The organism is Streptomyces sp. NPDC047315, assembly GCF_040643215.1.
Classification (GTDB): domain Bacteria; phylum Actinomycetota; class Actinomycetes; order Streptomycetales; family Streptomycetaceae; genus Streptomyces.
This window is the reverse complement of the sequence record NZ_JBEYTZ010000011.1, coordinates 22,163-38,291: the sequence shown is the minus strand read 5'-3', so window position 1 is coordinate 38,291 and position 16,129 is coordinate 22,163. Positions and strand designations below refer to the sequence as shown.

General features: G+C 72.2%; 10 protein-coding genes. 7 read left to right on the top strand and 3 right to left on the bottom strand.

Going from position 1 to position 16,129, the window contains the following annotated elements; genetic code table 11:
- Positions 1 to 107: 107 nt before the first annotated feature.
- Complete coding sequence (locus tag ABZ842_RS14985) at positions 108 to 3,176, top strand: AAA family ATPase (RefSeq protein WP_361537235.1); 3,069 nt, start codon at positions 108 to 110, stop codon at positions 3,174 to 3,176.
- Between the two features lie 104 nt (positions 3,177 to 3,280).
- On the opposite strand, the gene ABZ842_RS14980 is transcribed toward ABZ842_RS14985, so the two are convergent.
- The 3 genes from ABZ842_RS14980 to ABZ842_RS14970 all read right to left on the bottom strand — a co-directional run bounded on the left by ABZ842_RS14980 (position 3,281) and on the right by ABZ842_RS14970 (position 5,884).
- Complete coding sequence (locus ABZ842_RS14980) at positions 3,281 to 3,475, bottom strand: DUF6191 domain-containing protein (RefSeq protein ID WP_361536989.1); 195 nt, start codon at positions 3,473 to 3,475, stop codon at positions 3,281 to 3,283.
- 14 nt (positions 3,476 to 3,489) lie between these two features.
- Positions 3,490 to 4,647: a PQQ-dependent sugar dehydrogenase gene (locus ABZ842_RS14975; protein ID WP_361536987.1), complete on the bottom strand. Its 1,158-nt coding sequence runs from the start codon at positions 4,645 to 4,647 to the stop codon at positions 3,490 to 3,492.
- Between the two features lie 211 nt (positions 4,648 to 4,858).
- Positions 4,859 to 5,884, bottom strand: a complete 1,026-nt coding sequence (locus ABZ842_RS14970) for an aldo/keto reductase (RefSeq protein ID WP_361536985.1) — start codon at positions 5,882 to 5,884, stop codon at positions 4,859 to 4,861.
- Positions 5,885 to 6,002: 118 nt separating this feature from the next.
- Between ABZ842_RS14970 and ABZ842_RS14965 the strand changes: the two genes are divergently transcribed.
- The 6 genes from ABZ842_RS14965 to serA all read left to right on the top strand — a co-directional run bounded on the left by ABZ842_RS14965 (position 6,003) and on the right by serA (position 15,923).
- Positions 6,003 to 6,962: a 2-hydroxyacid dehydrogenase gene (locus ABZ842_RS14965; RefSeq protein ID WP_361536983.1), complete on the top strand. Its 960-nt coding sequence runs from the start codon at positions 6,003 to 6,005 to the stop codon at positions 6,960 to 6,962.
- Between the two features lie 356 nt (positions 6,963 to 7,318).
- The gene (locus ABZ842_RS14960; protein ID WP_361536981.1) at positions 7,319 to 10,147 is read left to right on the top strand and encodes an EAL domain-containing protein; all 2,829 of its coding nucleotides are present in this window, start codon (positions 7,319 to 7,321) and stop codon (positions 10,145 to 10,147) included.
- A gap of 350 nt (positions 10,148 to 10,497) precedes the next feature.
- On the top strand, positions 10,498 to 12,357 hold the full coding sequence (locus ABZ842_RS14955; protein ID WP_361536979.1) for an acetolactate synthase large subunit: 1,860 nt from the start codon (positions 10,498 to 10,500) through the stop codon (positions 12,355 to 12,357).
- 28 nt (positions 12,358 to 12,385) lie between these two features.
- Entirely contained in the window at positions 12,386 to 12,913 is a 528-nt protein-coding gene (gene ilvN / locus ABZ842_RS14950) for an acetolactate synthase small subunit (RefSeq protein ID WP_361536977.1), read from the top strand.
- Between the two features lie 129 nt (positions 12,914 to 13,042).
- Complete coding sequence (gene ilvC, locus ABZ842_RS14945; RefSeq protein ID WP_361536975.1) at positions 13,043 to 14,041, top strand: ketol-acid reductoisomerase; 999 nt, start codon at positions 13,043 to 13,045, stop codon at positions 14,039 to 14,041.
- Positions 14,042 to 14,318: 277 nt separating this feature from the next.
- Complete coding sequence (gene serA, locus ABZ842_RS14940; RefSeq protein WP_361536973.1) at positions 14,319 to 15,923, top strand: phosphoglycerate dehydrogenase; 1,605 nt, start codon at positions 14,319 to 14,321, stop codon at positions 15,921 to 15,923.
- The last annotated feature ends 206 nt before the right edge of the window (positions 15,924 to 16,129 follow it).

The following is a 16,129-nucleotide window of genomic DNA, read 5'->3' as shown; positions in this document are numbered from 1 at the left end:
ACCCGGCCCGCGCCGCGGCCCCCGCACACTCCTGGGAGCCCGGCGCCACCGACGGCCCACCCCCGACGAAGATCGTCGGGGGTGCCGTGCTGTCAGACGCCTGTGCGATGCTCAGCAGCGTGGAGACCCGATCCGTCAGTCCGGTGTTCGTCGGGCGCGCCGGTGAGCTGTCCGTGCTCACCGACGCGCTCATCCGTGCTGCCGGGGACGGCACCACCGGGTGCGGAGAGCCGCAGGCCCTCCTCGTCGGCGGCGAGGCCGGGGTCGGCAAGACCCGGCTGATCGAGGAGCTGTGGACGGAGGCCCGGCGCCGTGACGCAGTCGTCGCCGTCGGCGGCTGCGTCGAGATCGGCGCCGACGGCCTGCCCTTCGCCCCCTTCTCGACCGCCCTGCGCACCCTGCGCCGGCTGATGCCCGAGGAGATGGCGACCGCAGCCGCCGGACACGAACAGGAACTCGCCCGCCTCCTCCCCGAGCTGGGGGAGTACCCGAGGGGCGAGCGCAGCGGGGACGAGGACGGCGAGCTGGCCCGCCTCTTCGAGCTGACCACCCGCCTGCTGGAGCGCGTCGCGGCGGAGCGGACGGTCGTCCTGGTCTTGGAGGACCTGCACTGGGCCGACGCCTCCACCCGCCATCTGATCACCTACCTCACCCGCACCCTGCGCCGCGGCCGGCTCGTCTTCATCGCCACGTACCGCTCCGACGACGTCCACCGCCGCCATCCGCTGCGCCCCTTCCTCGCCGAGCTGGACCGCACCCGCACCGTCCAACGCATCGAGCTGGCCCGCTTCACCCGCGGCGAGGTGCACCGCCAACTCGTCGGCATCCTCGCCGCCGAGCCCGCCCCCGACATGGTCGACAACGTCTTCGACCGCTCCGACGGCAACGCCTTCTTCGTGGAGGAGCTGGCCCGCAGCCTCGTCGCCGACGACCCCTGCGGCCTGCCCGACTCGCTGCGCGACATCCTGCTCGTACGGGTCGAAGCCCTGCCCGAGTCCGCCCAGCGGGCCGCCCGCGTTCTCGCCGAGGGCGGCTCCACCGTGGAGTACGGCCTCCTCCTCGCCGTCACCGGCCTCCCCGAGGACCACCTCATCGAAGCCCTCCGCGCCGGCGTCGAGGCGAACATCCTCCAGCCGTCCCCGGACGGCGACGGCTACCGCTTCCGGCACTCCCTCGCCCGCGAGGCCGTCAGCGACGACCTGCTGCCCCCCGAGCGCTCCCGGCTCAACCGCAGGTACGCCCAGGCGCTGGAGGCCGACCCCGCGCTGGTACGGGACGACGAGCGGGCCATGCGGCTCGCCAGCTACTGGTACCACGCGCACGACCCGGCCAAGGCGCTGCCGGCCGTGCTCGGCGCCTCCGTCGAAGCCCGCCGCCGCCGTGCCTACTCCGAGCAGCTGCGGCTGCTGGAGCGGGCCATGGAGCTGTGGGACAACGCGCCTTCCGAGGTCCGCGCCGAACTGCGCCCGCTGGACTACGCCGAGGCGTACCCCGCGCGCGGCTGCGACCCCGAGACCCCCTTGCGCTTCCTCGACCTGATGGCGGAGGCCACCACCGCCGGCCGGCTCAGCCGGGAGCGGGAGCGCGCCCTGCAGATCGCCAAGCGCGGCCAGCGGCTGGCGCTCGCCGAACAGGACCCGCTGAGCGCTGCCTGGTTCGCCGTCCAGCGCTCCCGGCTGGTGTCGGTGCTCGGCCGCGGCGACGGCTGGGCCGAACTCGCCGAGGCCAAGGAAGTGGTGCGCGGCCTGCCGCCGTCTCCGGTGCACGCCCAGGTGCTCGCCGAGGCCGCAGCCTGGTACCGCATCCACACCCCCGGCCCCGAGAGCCTCGCCATCGCCGAACGCGCCGTGGAGTACGCGCGGATGGTCGGCGACGAGAACACCGAACTCGCCGCCCGGCTCTCCCTGGGCGGCCTCCTCGTCGAGGCCGGCCACGTCGAGCAGGGACTGGCCGAGATGTACGCCGTCAAGGAGCGGTCCCTGGCGCTCAACCTCTCCTCCCTGATCTCCAGCAGCCATGTGAACCTGCCGCACGCCCTGGAAGGCGTGGGACGCTCCCAGGAGTCCGTCGACGTCCTGCTGGAGGGCCTGGAGGTCTCCGCCAGCCACGAACTGGTCGGCACCGAGGCGTGGGTCCTCGGCAACCTCGCCGACTCGTACTTCGTCCTCGGGCGTTGGGACGACGTCAAGGAGGTCGCGGAGCGCTCCCTGACCGTCGCCCAGAGCCCCAAGCCGCGCGCCTGGGCCGCCACCGGACTCGCCCTGCTGGACCTGGGCCGCGGCGACACCGCGTCGGCCGCCCGACGGCTGCGCGAGGCGCGCGAGCACTTCGGCACGAAGGACCCCACCCCGCAGAGCACCGTCAGCCTCGACATGATCGAGGTCGCGATCGCCGCGGCCCAGGGGCGGATCGCCGACGCCCGCGCCGAGTTCACCCGGGTGACCGCCGACGGCTTCCCGACCGGCACGCAGCGGTACGCCTGGCCGCTGCTGCGCATCGCCGCGACCCTGGAGGGCGACACCCGCGGGCTGCCCGCCGCCGAGGAGGGCCGCGCCGAAGTCCTGGACCGCATCGCCGCACTGGCCCGCACCCTGCCCGCCGCCGTCCCCATGTGGGTGGCGTACGACCGCTGGGTGCGCGTGGAGTTGCGCCGCGCCCGCGGCGAGGACCGCCCCGAGGACTGGGCCGAGGCCGGCGAGGCGTTCGAGCAGGTGAACCACCCCTACGCGCTGGCGCTGGTGCGGCACCGCTGGGCCGAGTCCCTGCTGTCGACGGACCGCGCCCGCGCGGCCGAGCTGCTGCGACAGGCCCAGGAGGCCGCCGTACGCCTCGGTGCCAGACCGCTCGTCCAGGACAACGCGCTCCTCGCGCAGCGCGCCCGCATCCCACTGGAGCCGGAGCGGAACGCGGCACCGGGCGAGGCCGAGGGCTGCGCCGCGGCCGACCCCTCCCCGGGCTCCGCCTTCGGGCTGACCCCGCGCGAGAAGGACGTCCTACGGCTGGTGGCCACGGGCCGCAGCAATCGCCAGATCGCCGAGACGCTCTTCATCTCCCCGAAGACCGCGAGCGTGCACGTGTCCAACATCCTGGCCAAGCTGAACGTGTCCGGCCGGGGCGAAGCGGCGGCTGTCGCCCACCGGCTGCGGCTCTTCCCCCTGGAAGAGACCGGCGTCTAACCCCTGCGCCGCACCCCGGCCGTCCACGCGCCGCACCCGGTCGTCCCAGCGCCGCGCGCCTGTTGTCCTCGCGTCGGCCGGCGCCGCCCGTGGCCCTTGCTGGCTCAGTCAGCGCCGGCGGAGGCAGCCGGGGCGGCCTTGGCGGGGTGGCGGACGACGACCGTGCCGGACGTGAGGTCTATCGGGCCGCGCGCGGGATCCGCGTCCCCGACGTCCTCCCGGGTCAGGGCGAGTCGATTGTGCTCCTCGTCCGTGTGCTTGCGGCCCGGTGCGAAGATCTGCTCGAAGACATTGAACATCGGTGGGGCACTCCTCACTTCACCTCCAGACGGAGGATGCGGTCGTCCCCGGACTCGGGCGAGCCCCGGCCGTCGGTCTCACTGGTGATCAGCAGGACCTGGGGGCCGCTCGTGGCGACGACGGTGCGCAGTCGGCCGTACTCCGACTTCAGGAACGACTGGGGCGCGGCGGACGGTTCCCCGCCGGCGAGCGGAATGCGCCACAGGCGTTCGCCCCGCAGGCCCGCCATCCAGATGGAGCCCTCGGCGTACGCGATGCCGCTCGGGGACGCCTCGTCCGTCTTCCACTGGGCCACCGGATCCACGAAGCCGTCCTTGCCGCCCTTCCCCTCCACGTCGGGCCAGCCGTAATTCTCGCCGGGGCGGATCAGATTGAGCTCGTCCCAGGTGCTCTGGCCGAACTCGCTGGCCCACAGCCGCTTGTCGGCGTCCCAGGCGAGCCCCTGCACGTTGCGGTGGCCCAGCGAATAGACGAGGGAGTCGGGGCGGGGATTGTCCGGTGCGGGGCGCCCGTCCGGGGTCATCCGCAGGATCTTCCCGCCGAGCGACGCAGGATCCTGCGAAAGGCCCGTCTGACCGACCTCGCCCGTGCCCGCGTACAGCATCTTGTCCGGCCCGAACGCGATCCGGCCGCCGTTGTGCACGACGCCCTTCGGGATGTCCCGCAGGATCGTGTCCGGGGCGCCCAACTGCTGGCCGGCGGGGCGCTGCTCGTCATAGCGCAGCCGGGCGATGCGGTTGTCGGAGTCCGTCGTGAAGTAGGCGTACACCTGGCGGTCGGCGGCGAAGTCGGGGGAGACGGCGATGCCCAGCAGACCCCCCTCGCCGTTCGCAGCGACGCCCGGGACCGAGCCGATCTGCGTCTGCTTGCCGCTCTCGCCGTCGACCCGGGTGATCGTGGCCTCGTCCCGGGACGAGACCAGGACGTCCCCGTCGGGCAGGGCAACCGCGCCCCACGGGGACTTCAGCCCCTCGGTGACCGTGCCCGCGACCTTCACCGAGCCCTTCGCCGGCGGGCCCGTCGGCGAAGGGGAGCCCGACGCGGCACCGGTCGGACCGGAGGCGGAGGCCGTACCCCGCCCGCTCGGCGTCCGGCCGCCGTCGGACGAGCACGCGGTGGCCAGCAGCAGCACGGCGGTGGCCACAACGGCCGTCGCTCCAGGACGTCGCACGATCACGATCCCTTCGTCGAGTGGGCGGACAACTACCCTTCATACACCGCCCGGGCGCGAACGGTTCCCGAGCGCACCATCCGCGACACCGCCCTCCCGCGCCAGCGCCCACCTCCCGCGCCAGCGCCCACCTCCCGCGCCAGCGCCCACCTCCCGCGCCAGCGCCCACCTCCCGCGCCAGCGCCCACCTGCCGCGCCGCGGCAGCGCCGCTCAGTCCCAGGAGCCCAGCGCCGCCGGCAGCGCCGCGATCTCCGCCTCGTCCCGCTCCGTGAGCCGCAGCCCCACCGCCCCCGCGTTCTCCACGACCCACGCCTCGCGCTTGGCCCCGGGCACCGGCACCACGTGCCGCCCGCGCGCCAGCACCCACGCCAGGGCCACCTGCGCCGGGGTGGCGTCCGGGCCGTGCCGCCTGGCCACCCGCCGCAGCCCGGCGACCACCGGCTGGTTCGCCGCCATCATCTCCGCCGTGAAACGGGGGTGCCGGGCCCGCGGGTCGTCGGGCTCGAAGCCCTGCCCCGGCGTGAGCGTCCCGGTGAGGAAGCCGCTGCCCAGCGGCATCGCCGCCAAGAAGCCGACGCCCCTGGCCCCGCACCACGGCAACAGCAGCTCCAGCGCGTCCGGCGACCACACCGACAGCTCCGCCTGCACCGCGGCCACCGGGAACACCTGCTGCACCCGCTCCAGCAGCCGGATCGTTTTGCCGTACGGCCCCGAGTACGCCGCGGGGTACGCCGTACCGCGCCGGGGCGCCCGCGCGTCGTCGGCCCCCGTCGCGCACACCCCGAGCGCCCGCACCTTCCCCGCCGTCACCAACTCCGCCATCGCGCCCCACGTCTCCTCGACGGGGACCTCGGGGTCGGGCCGGTGCAGTTGGTACAGGTCGATCACGTCCGTCTGGAGCCGCCGCAGCGACGCGTCGCAGGCCCGCCGCACGTACCCGGGCCGGCCGTTGGCGACGACGTGCTGGTCACCCACCAGGAGCCCGACCTTCGTCGCGACGAACGCGTCCGCACGCCGCTCCTTCAAGACCCGGCCGAGCAACAGCTCGTTGGTGAAGGGTCCGTACATGTCCGCGGTGTCCAGCAGCGTGCAGCCCGCGTCCAGGGCCGCGTGCACCGTCCGCAGGGAACGGTCCCCGCGCTGCTGCGAAGTGGCGTACGCCCAGCTCATCGGCATACAGCCCAGCCCCACCGCGCCCACCCGCAGCGCCGCCGCGCCGATCGTCCTGCGCTCCACCCGCCCGTACCCTCCGCTTCCTCGTCCGTCGCCGGACGCCCACCAAACTAACCAACCCCAGCCGTTCCACCACTCCCAGCCCACCAAGATCAACACAACACGTCCTACCGTGGTGACCATGACTTCCGACGTTTGGCTGCCCATACCGGCCGACGAGATCGAGGGCCTGCCCCCGGCCGCCGACTCGGGCCTCACCTACCGGCTCTGGGACGGCGGCGAGGACTTCCCCGCCGACCCGGCCGACTGCGTCTTCTACACGGTCCCCTACATGTCCGGTGCGACGACCGCGACCCGCCCGCTGCCCTCGATGTCGTCCGTCAGGGTCGTGCAAACACTCTCCGCAGGGACCGACAACGTCGAACCGGGGCTCGGAAGCCTCCGTTCCGGCGTACGCCTCTGCAACGCCCGCGGCGTGCACGAGGCGTCCACGGCCGAACTGGCCCTCGCGCTCGTCCTCGCCTCGCTCCGCGGCCTCCCCGGCTTCGTCCGGGGCCAGGACGCCGAGGAGTGGCGCTCCGGCTTCTATCCGGCGCTCGCCGACAAGTCGGTGCTGATCATCGGATACGGGGCGATCGGGGCCGCGATCGAGGACCGGCTCGCGCCCTTTGAGTGCGCGCGCGTGGAACGCGTCGCGCGCTCCCCGCGCACCACCGAGCGCGGTGTGGTGCGCCCGTTCACCGAACTGCCCGCCCTGCTCCCCGAAGCCGATGTGGTGATCTTGTCGGTGCCCCTGACCGCCGGGACGAAGGGCCTGGTGAACGGGGAGTTCCTGGCGGCGATGAAGGACGGCGCACTCCTGGTGAACGTCGCCCGCGGCGCCGTCGTCGACACCGCGGCGCTGCTCGCCGAAGTCACGAGCGGACGCATCACCGCGGCCCTCGACGTCACCGACCCCGAGCCGCTGCCCGCCGGACACCCCCTCTGGCACGCGCCCGGAGTGCTGATCAGCCCCCATGTCGGCGGGTCCACCTCGGCCTTCATGCCGCGCGCCAAGCGGCTGCTGGCCCGGCAGCTCACCCGCTTCGCAGCCGGCGAACCGCTGGACAACCTCGTCCTCACCACCGGCTCCACGGCGTAGCGCCGGAAGATCGCCCACGGGGTCGGACCGTACGGTTCGCGCCATCCGGACCCCCGGTCCGACCCCGTCACAGCCGGAAACGCTGCGAAGCCCCCCGATCGCCCAGCGCGTCGTCCCGCTCGACCATGGTCACGGAGAGTAGAGGTGCTATGTCCCTGAGTGACCATCCTGGTGTAAAGTCCCGACTTGGGGGTTGCACCCAGCATGGGGCGGTGCGGTGGCGCAGCCTGACTGTCGATTGGATTCCGAGGGGGGCGACGGGCGATGCACGGCCAATGGACCAATGATCCAACGCGGCGGGGATGTCGTCGACGACACCCGGGGTCTCCTCGGGGAACGGCCCGGGGAGCGGGCCGGTGAGCGCCCAGGAGGCGCTGGTGGCCGGCCGGGCGGCGGCCGGTGGTGCGCAGGGGCTCCTCGCCCCCCTCCTCCTGGCCCTGCTCTGCATCGGTTACGCCGTGGGCGCCGCGGTTGGCTGGGGCTCCAGGGAACTCGCTCTGATCATGGGCGACTTCGGACTCAGCGCCGCCGCCCTGATCGCCGCCGTCTCGTGCTTCTGTTACGCGCGCCAGGTCACCCCGCGGCGGCGGCCCGCGTGGCTGCTGTTCGCCCTCTCCTCCCTGATGGCCTCCCTCGGCAACGGCGTCTGGGGGTGGTACGAGGTCGTGCTGGACCGACCGGTGCCCAGCCCGTCGACCGCGGACGTGTTCTTCCTCTGCTTCGCGCCGCCCGCCATCGTGGGCCTGCTCGTCCTCGCGAAGCGCCCGGTCACCCGGGCCGGTTGGGTCTGCCTGGCCCTGGACGCCTGGCTGATCGGCGGCTCCCTGCTGACCATCTCCTGGAGCCTCGCCCTCGCCCACACGGCGCACGTCCAAGGGGAGAGCGTGGCGCCCGCCGCGCTCTCCCTGGCGTATCCGATGCTGGACATCGTGCTGGTCAGCATGGTGCTGGCGCTGCACTTCCGCCGCTCGGCCGGCAACCGCTCCGCGGTGCACACCGCGGTCGCGGCCCTCGCGCTCACCGTGGTGTCGGACGCGCTGTTCACCTCGCCGCTGCTGCGCGAGACCTACAGCTCCGGGCAGCTCCTGGACGCCGGCTGGTTTGCCGGATCGCTCCTGCTGGCGTACGCCCCCTGGGGCGTGCCGCGACCGGTCGAGACGGTCAGACCGCCGCAGCCGCGTCCGCCCACCCGGCCGGTGGCCGGCTCCCTGGCCGCCCTCACCCCGTACCTGGCCGCCGCGGTCTGCACCCTGGGGATCCTGTACAACGTGGTCGAGGGACGCCGGGTGGACCGGGTCGTCGTCATCACCGCGTGCACCGTCGTGCTCGCCCTGGTCGTACGCCAGGGGATCATGCTCCTCGACAACATCGCGCTCACCCACGAACTGGCCCAGAAGGAGAACCACTTCCGCTCCCTGGTCCAGGGGTCCAGCGATGTGATCATGATCGCCGCGCCCTCCGGGGTGCTGCGCTACGTCAGCCCCGCGGCCAACGGCGTCTACGGACGGGACGCGGAGGAGCTGACCGGCTCCGAGCTGGCCTGCCTGGTCCATCCGCAGGACCTCGGACGGGTCGTCCACGAGGTGCGGCGGTTCCTGGCCGCGCCGGCGGCGGAGGAGCCCACCACCCGGATCGAGTGCCGCTTCCGCTCCGGCACCGGCGAATGGCTCAACGTGGAGTCCACGGTCAACCGCCACCAGGGCGGGCTGCTCTTCAACAGCCGGGACGTCACCGAACGCGTCAGACTCCAGGCCCAGCTCCAGCACAGCGCCGAGCACGACCCGCTCACCGACCTGCCCAACCGGGCGCTGTTCACCGAGCGGGTGCGTAAGGCCCTGTCCGGCCGGCGCTCAGGCGACGCCGGCACCGCCGTGCTCTTCATCGACCTCGACGGCTTCAAGGGCGTCAACGACCGGCTCGGCCACCAGGCCGGGGACCAACTGCTCATCGCGGCCTCGGGCCGGCTGGCCGAATCCCTGAGGGCCGGGGACACCGCCGCCCGCCTCGGCGGCGACGAGTTCGCCGCCCTGATCGCCGGCGACGGCACCCGCGACCGGGTCACCCGCGAGGCCCAGGTGGTCGAGATCGCCGACCGGCTGCGGCTCACACTCTCCCAGCCGTACCGGATCGACGGCCAGGACGTCAGGGTGGCCGCGTCCATCGGGGTCGCCTTCGCCGAGCCCGGCTGCGGCCCCTCCGACCTCATGCGCAACGCCGACCTCGCCATGTACCGGGCGAAGGCCGGCGGGAAGGACCGGGTCGAGCTGTACGTACCGCAGATGCAGGCCGAAGTGGTCCGCCGCACCGAGTTGGCCGCCCGGCTGCGCAGCGCCCTGCACGAGGGCGAGTTCGCGCTGCTGCACCAGCCCGTGGTGAACCTGGCCACCGGCCGCATCGACGCCGTCGCCGCGCAGGCCCGCTGGCGCTCGGCCCAGGGCATCCTGTTCACGCCCGCCGAGTTCCTACGGGTCTCCGACGACGTGGACCGCGCCGCCGAACTCGGTCGCTGGCTGCTGGAGGAGTCCGTGGCGCAGGCCGCCGAGCGCGGTCGGCACGGCCACTGCGTCCCGGTCTCGGTACGGATCTCCGCGCGTCGACTGCTGGACCGGTCGCTGCCGCTCGGCAGCATCGAGGGCCTGCTCACCCGGCACGGCCTGCCGTCCGGTTCGCTGATCGTCGAGCTGTCCGACAACGACCCCCGGATCTACCACGACCCGCGGAACTCCTTCGACGACCTGGAACAGCGCCTCGTGGCGCTGCGCCGGCTCGGGGTGCGGATCGCGCTGGACGGCTTCGGCAGCGGCTACGCGGCCATCAACGCCCTGCGCCGGCTCCCGGTGGACGTGCTCAAGCTGGACCGGGGGCTGGTCGACGGCGTCGTGGAGTCCGCCCGACTGCACAAGATCACCAGCGGGCTGCTGCGGATCGCCAACGACCTGGGGATGCAGTCCGTCGCGGAAGGGGTGGACTCCCCCGAGCAGGTGCTCGCCCTGCGGGCCATGGGGTGCACCCACGGCCAGGGCATGGCCTTCTCCGGCGCCCTCGACGAGTACCGGCTGCGGCGCGCCCTGGTCAGGGACGACTTCACGGTGCCCGGTGCGATGGCCCTGCCCGCCCTGATGGGCGGCGCGGGCGGCGGCTCCTTCGGAATGGGACGCGGTTCGCACAAACCGCGGCTCACATGATGAGACGTGCATCCCACGGGCTTGACAGTCATGGCGCGCCGGAGAGAGGGTCAGTGCCATGCGCACCCGAATTCTCGTACTTGGACAGCGCGTCGGCTGAGCGGGATCCCCACCAGGACCCCGCGGACTCCTCCCGACGCGCTCCCCTCGCTTGCCCTACGGCACGAGGGGTTTTTTGTTGCACCGGCACCGGGCGGCGTACCGGCGCCAACCACCGCAAGACCGTGCAGAACCGAGCAGACCGGTAACGCCCGGCGAGCGCCCGAGCGACGAACCGACCAGGACGACCCGACCAGACCGGCAGCACCACCCGCAGCACCCCCCAGCAAACCCTCTGCTTCGAGAAGAGAATGCCGATGACCGAGCAGGCCACCGGGGCCCACCATCCCCAGCCGCGCGCCCGTAGCGGCGGGCAGCAGACCCCCGCAGTCGAGCACGTGACAGGTGCGCAGTCCCTCATCCGCTCTCTTGAGGAAGTGGGTGCCGACACCGTCTTCGGCATCCCCGGTGGCGCCATCCTCCCCGCGTACGACCCGATGATGGACTCCACCCGGGTCCGCCACGTCCTGGTCCGCCACGAGCAGGGCGCGGGGCACGCCGCGACGGGATACGCCCAGGCCACCGGCAAGGTCGGGGTGTGCATGGCGACCTCGGGCCCCGGCGCCACCAACCTGGTCACGCCGATCGCCGACGCCCACATGGACTCCGTCCCGCTGGTCGCGATCACCGGCCAGGTCGCCTCCCACGCGATCGGCACGGACGCCTTCCAGGAGGCGGACATCGTCGGCATCACCATGCCGGTCACCAAGCACAACTTCCTGGTCACCAAGGCCGAGGACATCCCGCGCACGATCGCCGAGGCGTTCCACATCGCCTCCACCGGCCGCCCCGGGCCCGTCCTCGTCGACATCGCCAAGGACGCCCTCCAGGCCAAGACCACCTTCAGCTGGCCGCCCTCCCAGGACCTGCCCGGCTACCGCCCGGTCACCAAGCCGCACGCCAAGCAGATCCGCGAGGCCGCCAAACTGATCGTCCAGGCCAAGCGCCCGGTGCTGTACGTCGGCGGCGGCGTCCTGAAGGCCGGCGCCACCACCGAGCTGAAGATCCTCGCCGAGCTCACCGGAGCCCCCGTCACCACCACCCTGATGGCGCTGGGCGCGTTCCCCGACAGCCACCCGCTGCACGTGGGCATGCCGGGCATGCACGGTTCGGTCACCGCCGTCACCGCGCTGCAGAAGGCCGACCTGCTGGTGACGCTCGGCGCCCGCTTCGACGACCGCGTCACCGGCAAGCTGGACAGCTTCGCCCCGTACGCCAAGGTCGTCCACGCCGACATCGACCCCGCCGAGATCGGCAAGAACCGCGCCGCGGACGTCCCGATCGTCGGCGACGCCCGCGAGGTCATCGCCGACCTCGTCCAGGCGGTCCAGGCCGAGCACAGCGAGGGCCACACCGGCGACTACACCGCCTGGTGGAAGGACCTCAACCGCTGGCGCGAGACCTACCCCCTCGGCTACGACCAGCCCGAGGACGGCAGCCTCTCGCCCCAGCAGGTCATCCAGCGCATCGGCGAGCTGGCGCCGCCGGACACCATCTACGCGGCCGGCGTCGGCCAGCACCAGATGTGGGCGGCCCACTTCATCAACTACGAGCAGCCCGCCACCTGGCTGAACTCCGGCGGCGCGGGCACGATGGGCTACGCGGTCCCGGCCGCCATGGGCGCCAAGGCCGGCGCCCCCGACCGCACCGTCTGGGCCATCGACGGCGACGGCTGCTTCCAGATGACCAACCAGGAACTGACCACCTGCGCGCTCAACAACATCCCGATCAAGGTCGCCATCATCAACAACGGCGCGCTCGGGATGGTCCGCCAGTGGCAGACCCTCTTCTACAACCAGCGCTACTCCAACACCGTGCTGCACTCCGGCCCCGGAGCCACCGGCAAGGAGCCCAGCGCCGGCACCCGCGTCCCGGACTTCGTCAAGCTCTCGGAGGCCATGGGCTGCTACGCCCTGCGCTGTGAGTCGCCGGACGAGCTGGACAAGGTCATCGCCGAGGCGAACGCGATCAACGACCGCCCCGTCGTGATCGACTTCATCGTCCACGAGGACGCCATGGTCTGGCCGATGGTCGCCGCCGGCACCTCGAACGACGAGGTCATGGCCGCCCGCGGGGTCCGCCCCGACTTCGGCGACAACGAAGACGACTGAGCGAGCAGAGAGACGGAAGACCCAAGTCATGTCAACCAAGCACACGCTCTCCGTCCTGGTGGAGAACACCCCGGGCATCCTCGCCCGGATCGCCGCCCTCTTCTCCCGCCGCGGCTTCAACATCGACTCGCTCGCCGTCGGCGTCACCGAGCACCCCGACATCTCCCGCATCACCATCGTGGTCAATGTCGAGGGCCTTCCCCTGGAACAGGTCACCAAGCAGCTCAACAAGCTGGTCAACGTCCTGAAGATCGTCGAACTTGAGCCCAGCGCTGCGATCCAGCGCGAGCTCGTGCTGGTCAAGGTCCGGGCGGACAACGAGACCCGGTCCCAGATCGTCGAGATCGTCCAGCTCTTCCGCGCCAAGACCGTGGACGTCTCGCCCGAGGCCGTCACGATCGAGGCCACCGGCTCCAGCGACAAGCTGGAGGCGATGCTCCGGATGCTGGAGCCGTTCGGCATCAAGGAGCTCGTCCAGTCCGGCACGATCGCCATAGGGCGCGGCGCCCGGTCCATCACCGACCGGTCCCTGCGCGCCCTGGACCGCACGGCCTGAGCCGTCGTACGGCACGGCCCCGCGGCCGTACCACGTGCATCCCCGCCCGGATCGCGAGACCCCCGGGCGCCCCGCCCCCTCCCCGCCGTACGGTGGGACGCACCATCTGCACCCCAAGGAGATATCCCAGTGGCCGAGCTGTTCTACGACGCCGACGCCGACCTGTCCATCATCCAGAACCGCAAGGTCGCGGTGATCGGCTACGGCAGCCAGGGCCACGCCCACGCGCTGTCGCTGCGTGACTCCGGCGTCGACGTCCGCGTCGGTCTGCACGAGGGCTCCAAGTCCAAGACCAAGGCCGAGGAGCAGGGCCTGCGCGTGGTCACGCCCGCCGAGGCCGCCGCCGAGGCCGACGTCATCATGATCCTGGTCCCGGACCCGATCCAGGCCCAGGTGTACGAGGAGTCCATCGCCGCCCACCTCAAGGACGGCGACGCCCTGTTCTTCGGGCACGGACTGAACATCCGCTTCGGCTTCATCAAGCCCCCGGCCGGCGTGGACGTCGCCATGGTCGCCCCGAAGGGCCCGGGCCACCTGGTCCGCCGCCAGTACGAGGAGGGCCGCGGCGTCCCGTGCATCGCGGCGGTCGAGCAGGACGCCACCGGCAAGGCGTTCGAGCTGGCGCTGTCGTACGCCAAGGGCATCGGCGGCACCCGCGCCGGCGTCATCAAGACCACGTTCACCGAGGAGACCGAGACCGACCTCTTCGGCGAGCAGGCCGTGCTCTGCGGCGGCACCGCCGCCCTGGTCAAGGCGGGCTTCGAGACCCTGGTCGAGGCCGGCTACCAGCCGGAGATCGCGTACTTCGAGTGCCTCCACGAGCTGAAGCTGATCGTGGACCTGATGTACGAGGGCGGCCTGGAGAAGATGCGCTGGTCGGTCTCCGAGACCGCCGAGTGGGGCGACTACGTCACCGGCCCGCGGATCATCACCGACCAGACCAAGGCCGAGATGAAGAAGGTCCTCGCCGAGATCCAGGACGGCACCTTCGCCAAGAACTGGATGGACGAGTACCACGGCGGCCTGAAGAAGTACAACGAGTACAAGACGCAGGACGAGAACCACCTGCTGGAGACCACCGGCAAGGAGCTGCGCAAGCTCATGAGCTGGGTCGACGACGAGGCGTGAGCCCGTTGCGAAGGGCCGTGGCACCCCGGGGAACGGGGGCGCGACGGCCCTTCGCCGTCGTTGACCACTTCGTCCACCCACGGACGGGTGATCCTGCCGAGAAGGCGCAAGACCGAGCCCCGGACACCACTACACTTCTGAACAACACGCGTCAGGCCCACAGTGTCGTGCGTCTTCCACGCGGCTAGCCCCTCCACCGCCTGCGGCCGTCGGGACGGCCGACTCCCGCCGTGGCTTTGCGAGCCCGTGCGGCATCTTTGGACTTGTGAGGACTCACGTGAGCGCTGAGCTTGCTCGTAAACCCGTCGTACTGATCGCCGAAGAGCTGTCGCCCGCCACCGTGGACGCGCTCGGTCCGGACTTCGAGATCCGGCACTGCAGCGGCGCCGACCGTGCGCAGCTGCTCCCCGCGATCGCCGACGTCGACGCGATTCTCATCCGTTCCGCCACGAAGGTCGACGCCGAGGCGATCGCCGCAGCGAAGAAGCTCAGGGTCGTCGCGCGCGCCGGCGTCGGTCTGGACAACGTCGACGTCTCCGCCGCCACCAAGGCCGGTGTGATGGTGGTGAACGCCCCGACGTCGAACATCGTCACCGCCGCCGAGCTCGCCTGCGGCCTGCTGATCGCCACCGCCCGCAACATCCCGCAGGCCAACACCGCGCTGAAGAACGGCGAGTGGAAGCGCTCCAAGTACACCGGCGTCGAGCTGGCCGAGAAGACCCTCGGCGTGGTGGGCCTCGGCCGCATCGGCGTGCTGGTCGCCCAGCGGATGTCCGCGTTCGGGATGAAGGTCGTCGCGTACGACCCGTACGTGCAGCCGGCGCGCGCGGCCCAGATGGGCGTCAAGCTGCTCTCGCTCGACGAACTGCTGGAGACCGCCGACTTCATCACGGTCCACCTGCCCAAGACGCCGGAGACCGTGGGGCTCATCGGCGACGAGGCGCTGCACAAGGTCAAGCCGACCGTGCGCATCGTGAACGCCGCGCGCGGCGGGATCGTCGACGAGGAGGCGCTGGCCTCGGCGCTGAAGGAGGGCCGGGTCGCCGGCGCTGGCCTGGACGTGTACGCGAAGGAGCCCTGCACGGACTCCCCGCTGTTCCAGTTCGACCAGGTCGTGTGCACTCCGCACCTCGGTGCGTCCACGGACGAGGCGCAGGAGAAGGCCGGCATCGCGGTGGCCCGTTCGGTGCGCCTCGCGCTCGCCGGCGAGCTGGTGCCGGACGCGGTGAACGTCCAGGGCGGCGTGATCGCCGAGGACGTCAAGCCCGGGCTGCCGCTGGCCGAGCGGCTGGGCCGGATCTTCACCGCGCTCGCGGGCGAGGTCGCGGTCCGGCTCGACGTCGAGGTGTACGGCGAGATCACCCAGCACGACGTCAAGGTGCTCGAACTCTCCGCGCTCAAGGGCGTGTTCGAGGACGTCGTGGCCGAGACCGTGTCGTATGTGAACGCGCCGCTGTTCGCCCAGGAGCGCGGGGTCGAGGTGCGGCTGACCACCAGCTCCGAGTCGCCGGACCACCGCAACGTGGTCACCGTGCGCGGCACGCTCTCGGGCGGAGAGGAAGTCTCCGTCTCCGGCACGCTGGCCGGCCCGAAGAACGTCCAGAAGATCGTCGCCATCGGCGAGCACGACGTGGACCTGGCGCTCGCCGAGCACATGCTCGTGCTCCGCTACGACGACCGTCCCGGTGTCGTCGGCACCGTCGGCCGCATCCTCGGCGAGGCCGGTCTGAACATCGCGGGCATGCAGGTCTCGCGGGCGGAGGAAGGCGGGGAGGCGCTGGTGGTGCTGACCGTCGACGACACCGTGCCGCAGCCGGTGGTGGCGGAGATCGCGGCGGAGATCGGTGCGGCGTCGGCGCGTTCGGTGAACCTGGTCGGCTGACGCGCGGCCCGTATGCGCGTCTGATGCGTGCCCGGGGCCCGGTCCACCGTCGCGGTGGGCCGGGCCCCGGTGTCGTTCGGGCTGACGAGGCGTGCGGTGTGGCTCGTGCGCCGCCCGACGTACCCGCCGTAACTCCGTAGGAGCGTTGGTCTCTGCGGCCCGGTGGTGGGCTTGTCGCGCAGTTCCTCCCCCTGTGCCCTGCGGGA

Excerpts from the sequence above, each read along its gene's own strand:
- ABZ842_RS14985 (WP_361537235.1), top strand. The coding sequence starts at position 108 with ATGCTCAGCAGCGTGGAGACCCGATCCGTCAGTCCGGTGTTCGTCGGG.
- ABZ842_RS14980 (WP_361536989.1), bottom strand. The coding sequence starts at position 3,475 with ATGTTCAATGTCTTCGAGCAGATCTTCGCACCGGGCCGCAAGCACACG.
- ABZ842_RS14965 (WP_361536983.1), top strand. The coding sequence starts at position 6,003 with ATGACTTCCGACGTTTGGCTGCCCATACCGGCCGACGAGATCGAGGGC.
- ABZ842_RS14955 (WP_361536979.1), top strand. The coding sequence starts at position 10,498 with ATGCCGATGACCGAGCAGGCCACCGGGGCCCACCATCCCCAGCCGCGC.
- ilvN (WP_361536977.1), top strand. The coding sequence starts at position 12,386 with ATGTCAACCAAGCACACGCTCTCCGTCCTGGTGGAGAACACCCCGGGC.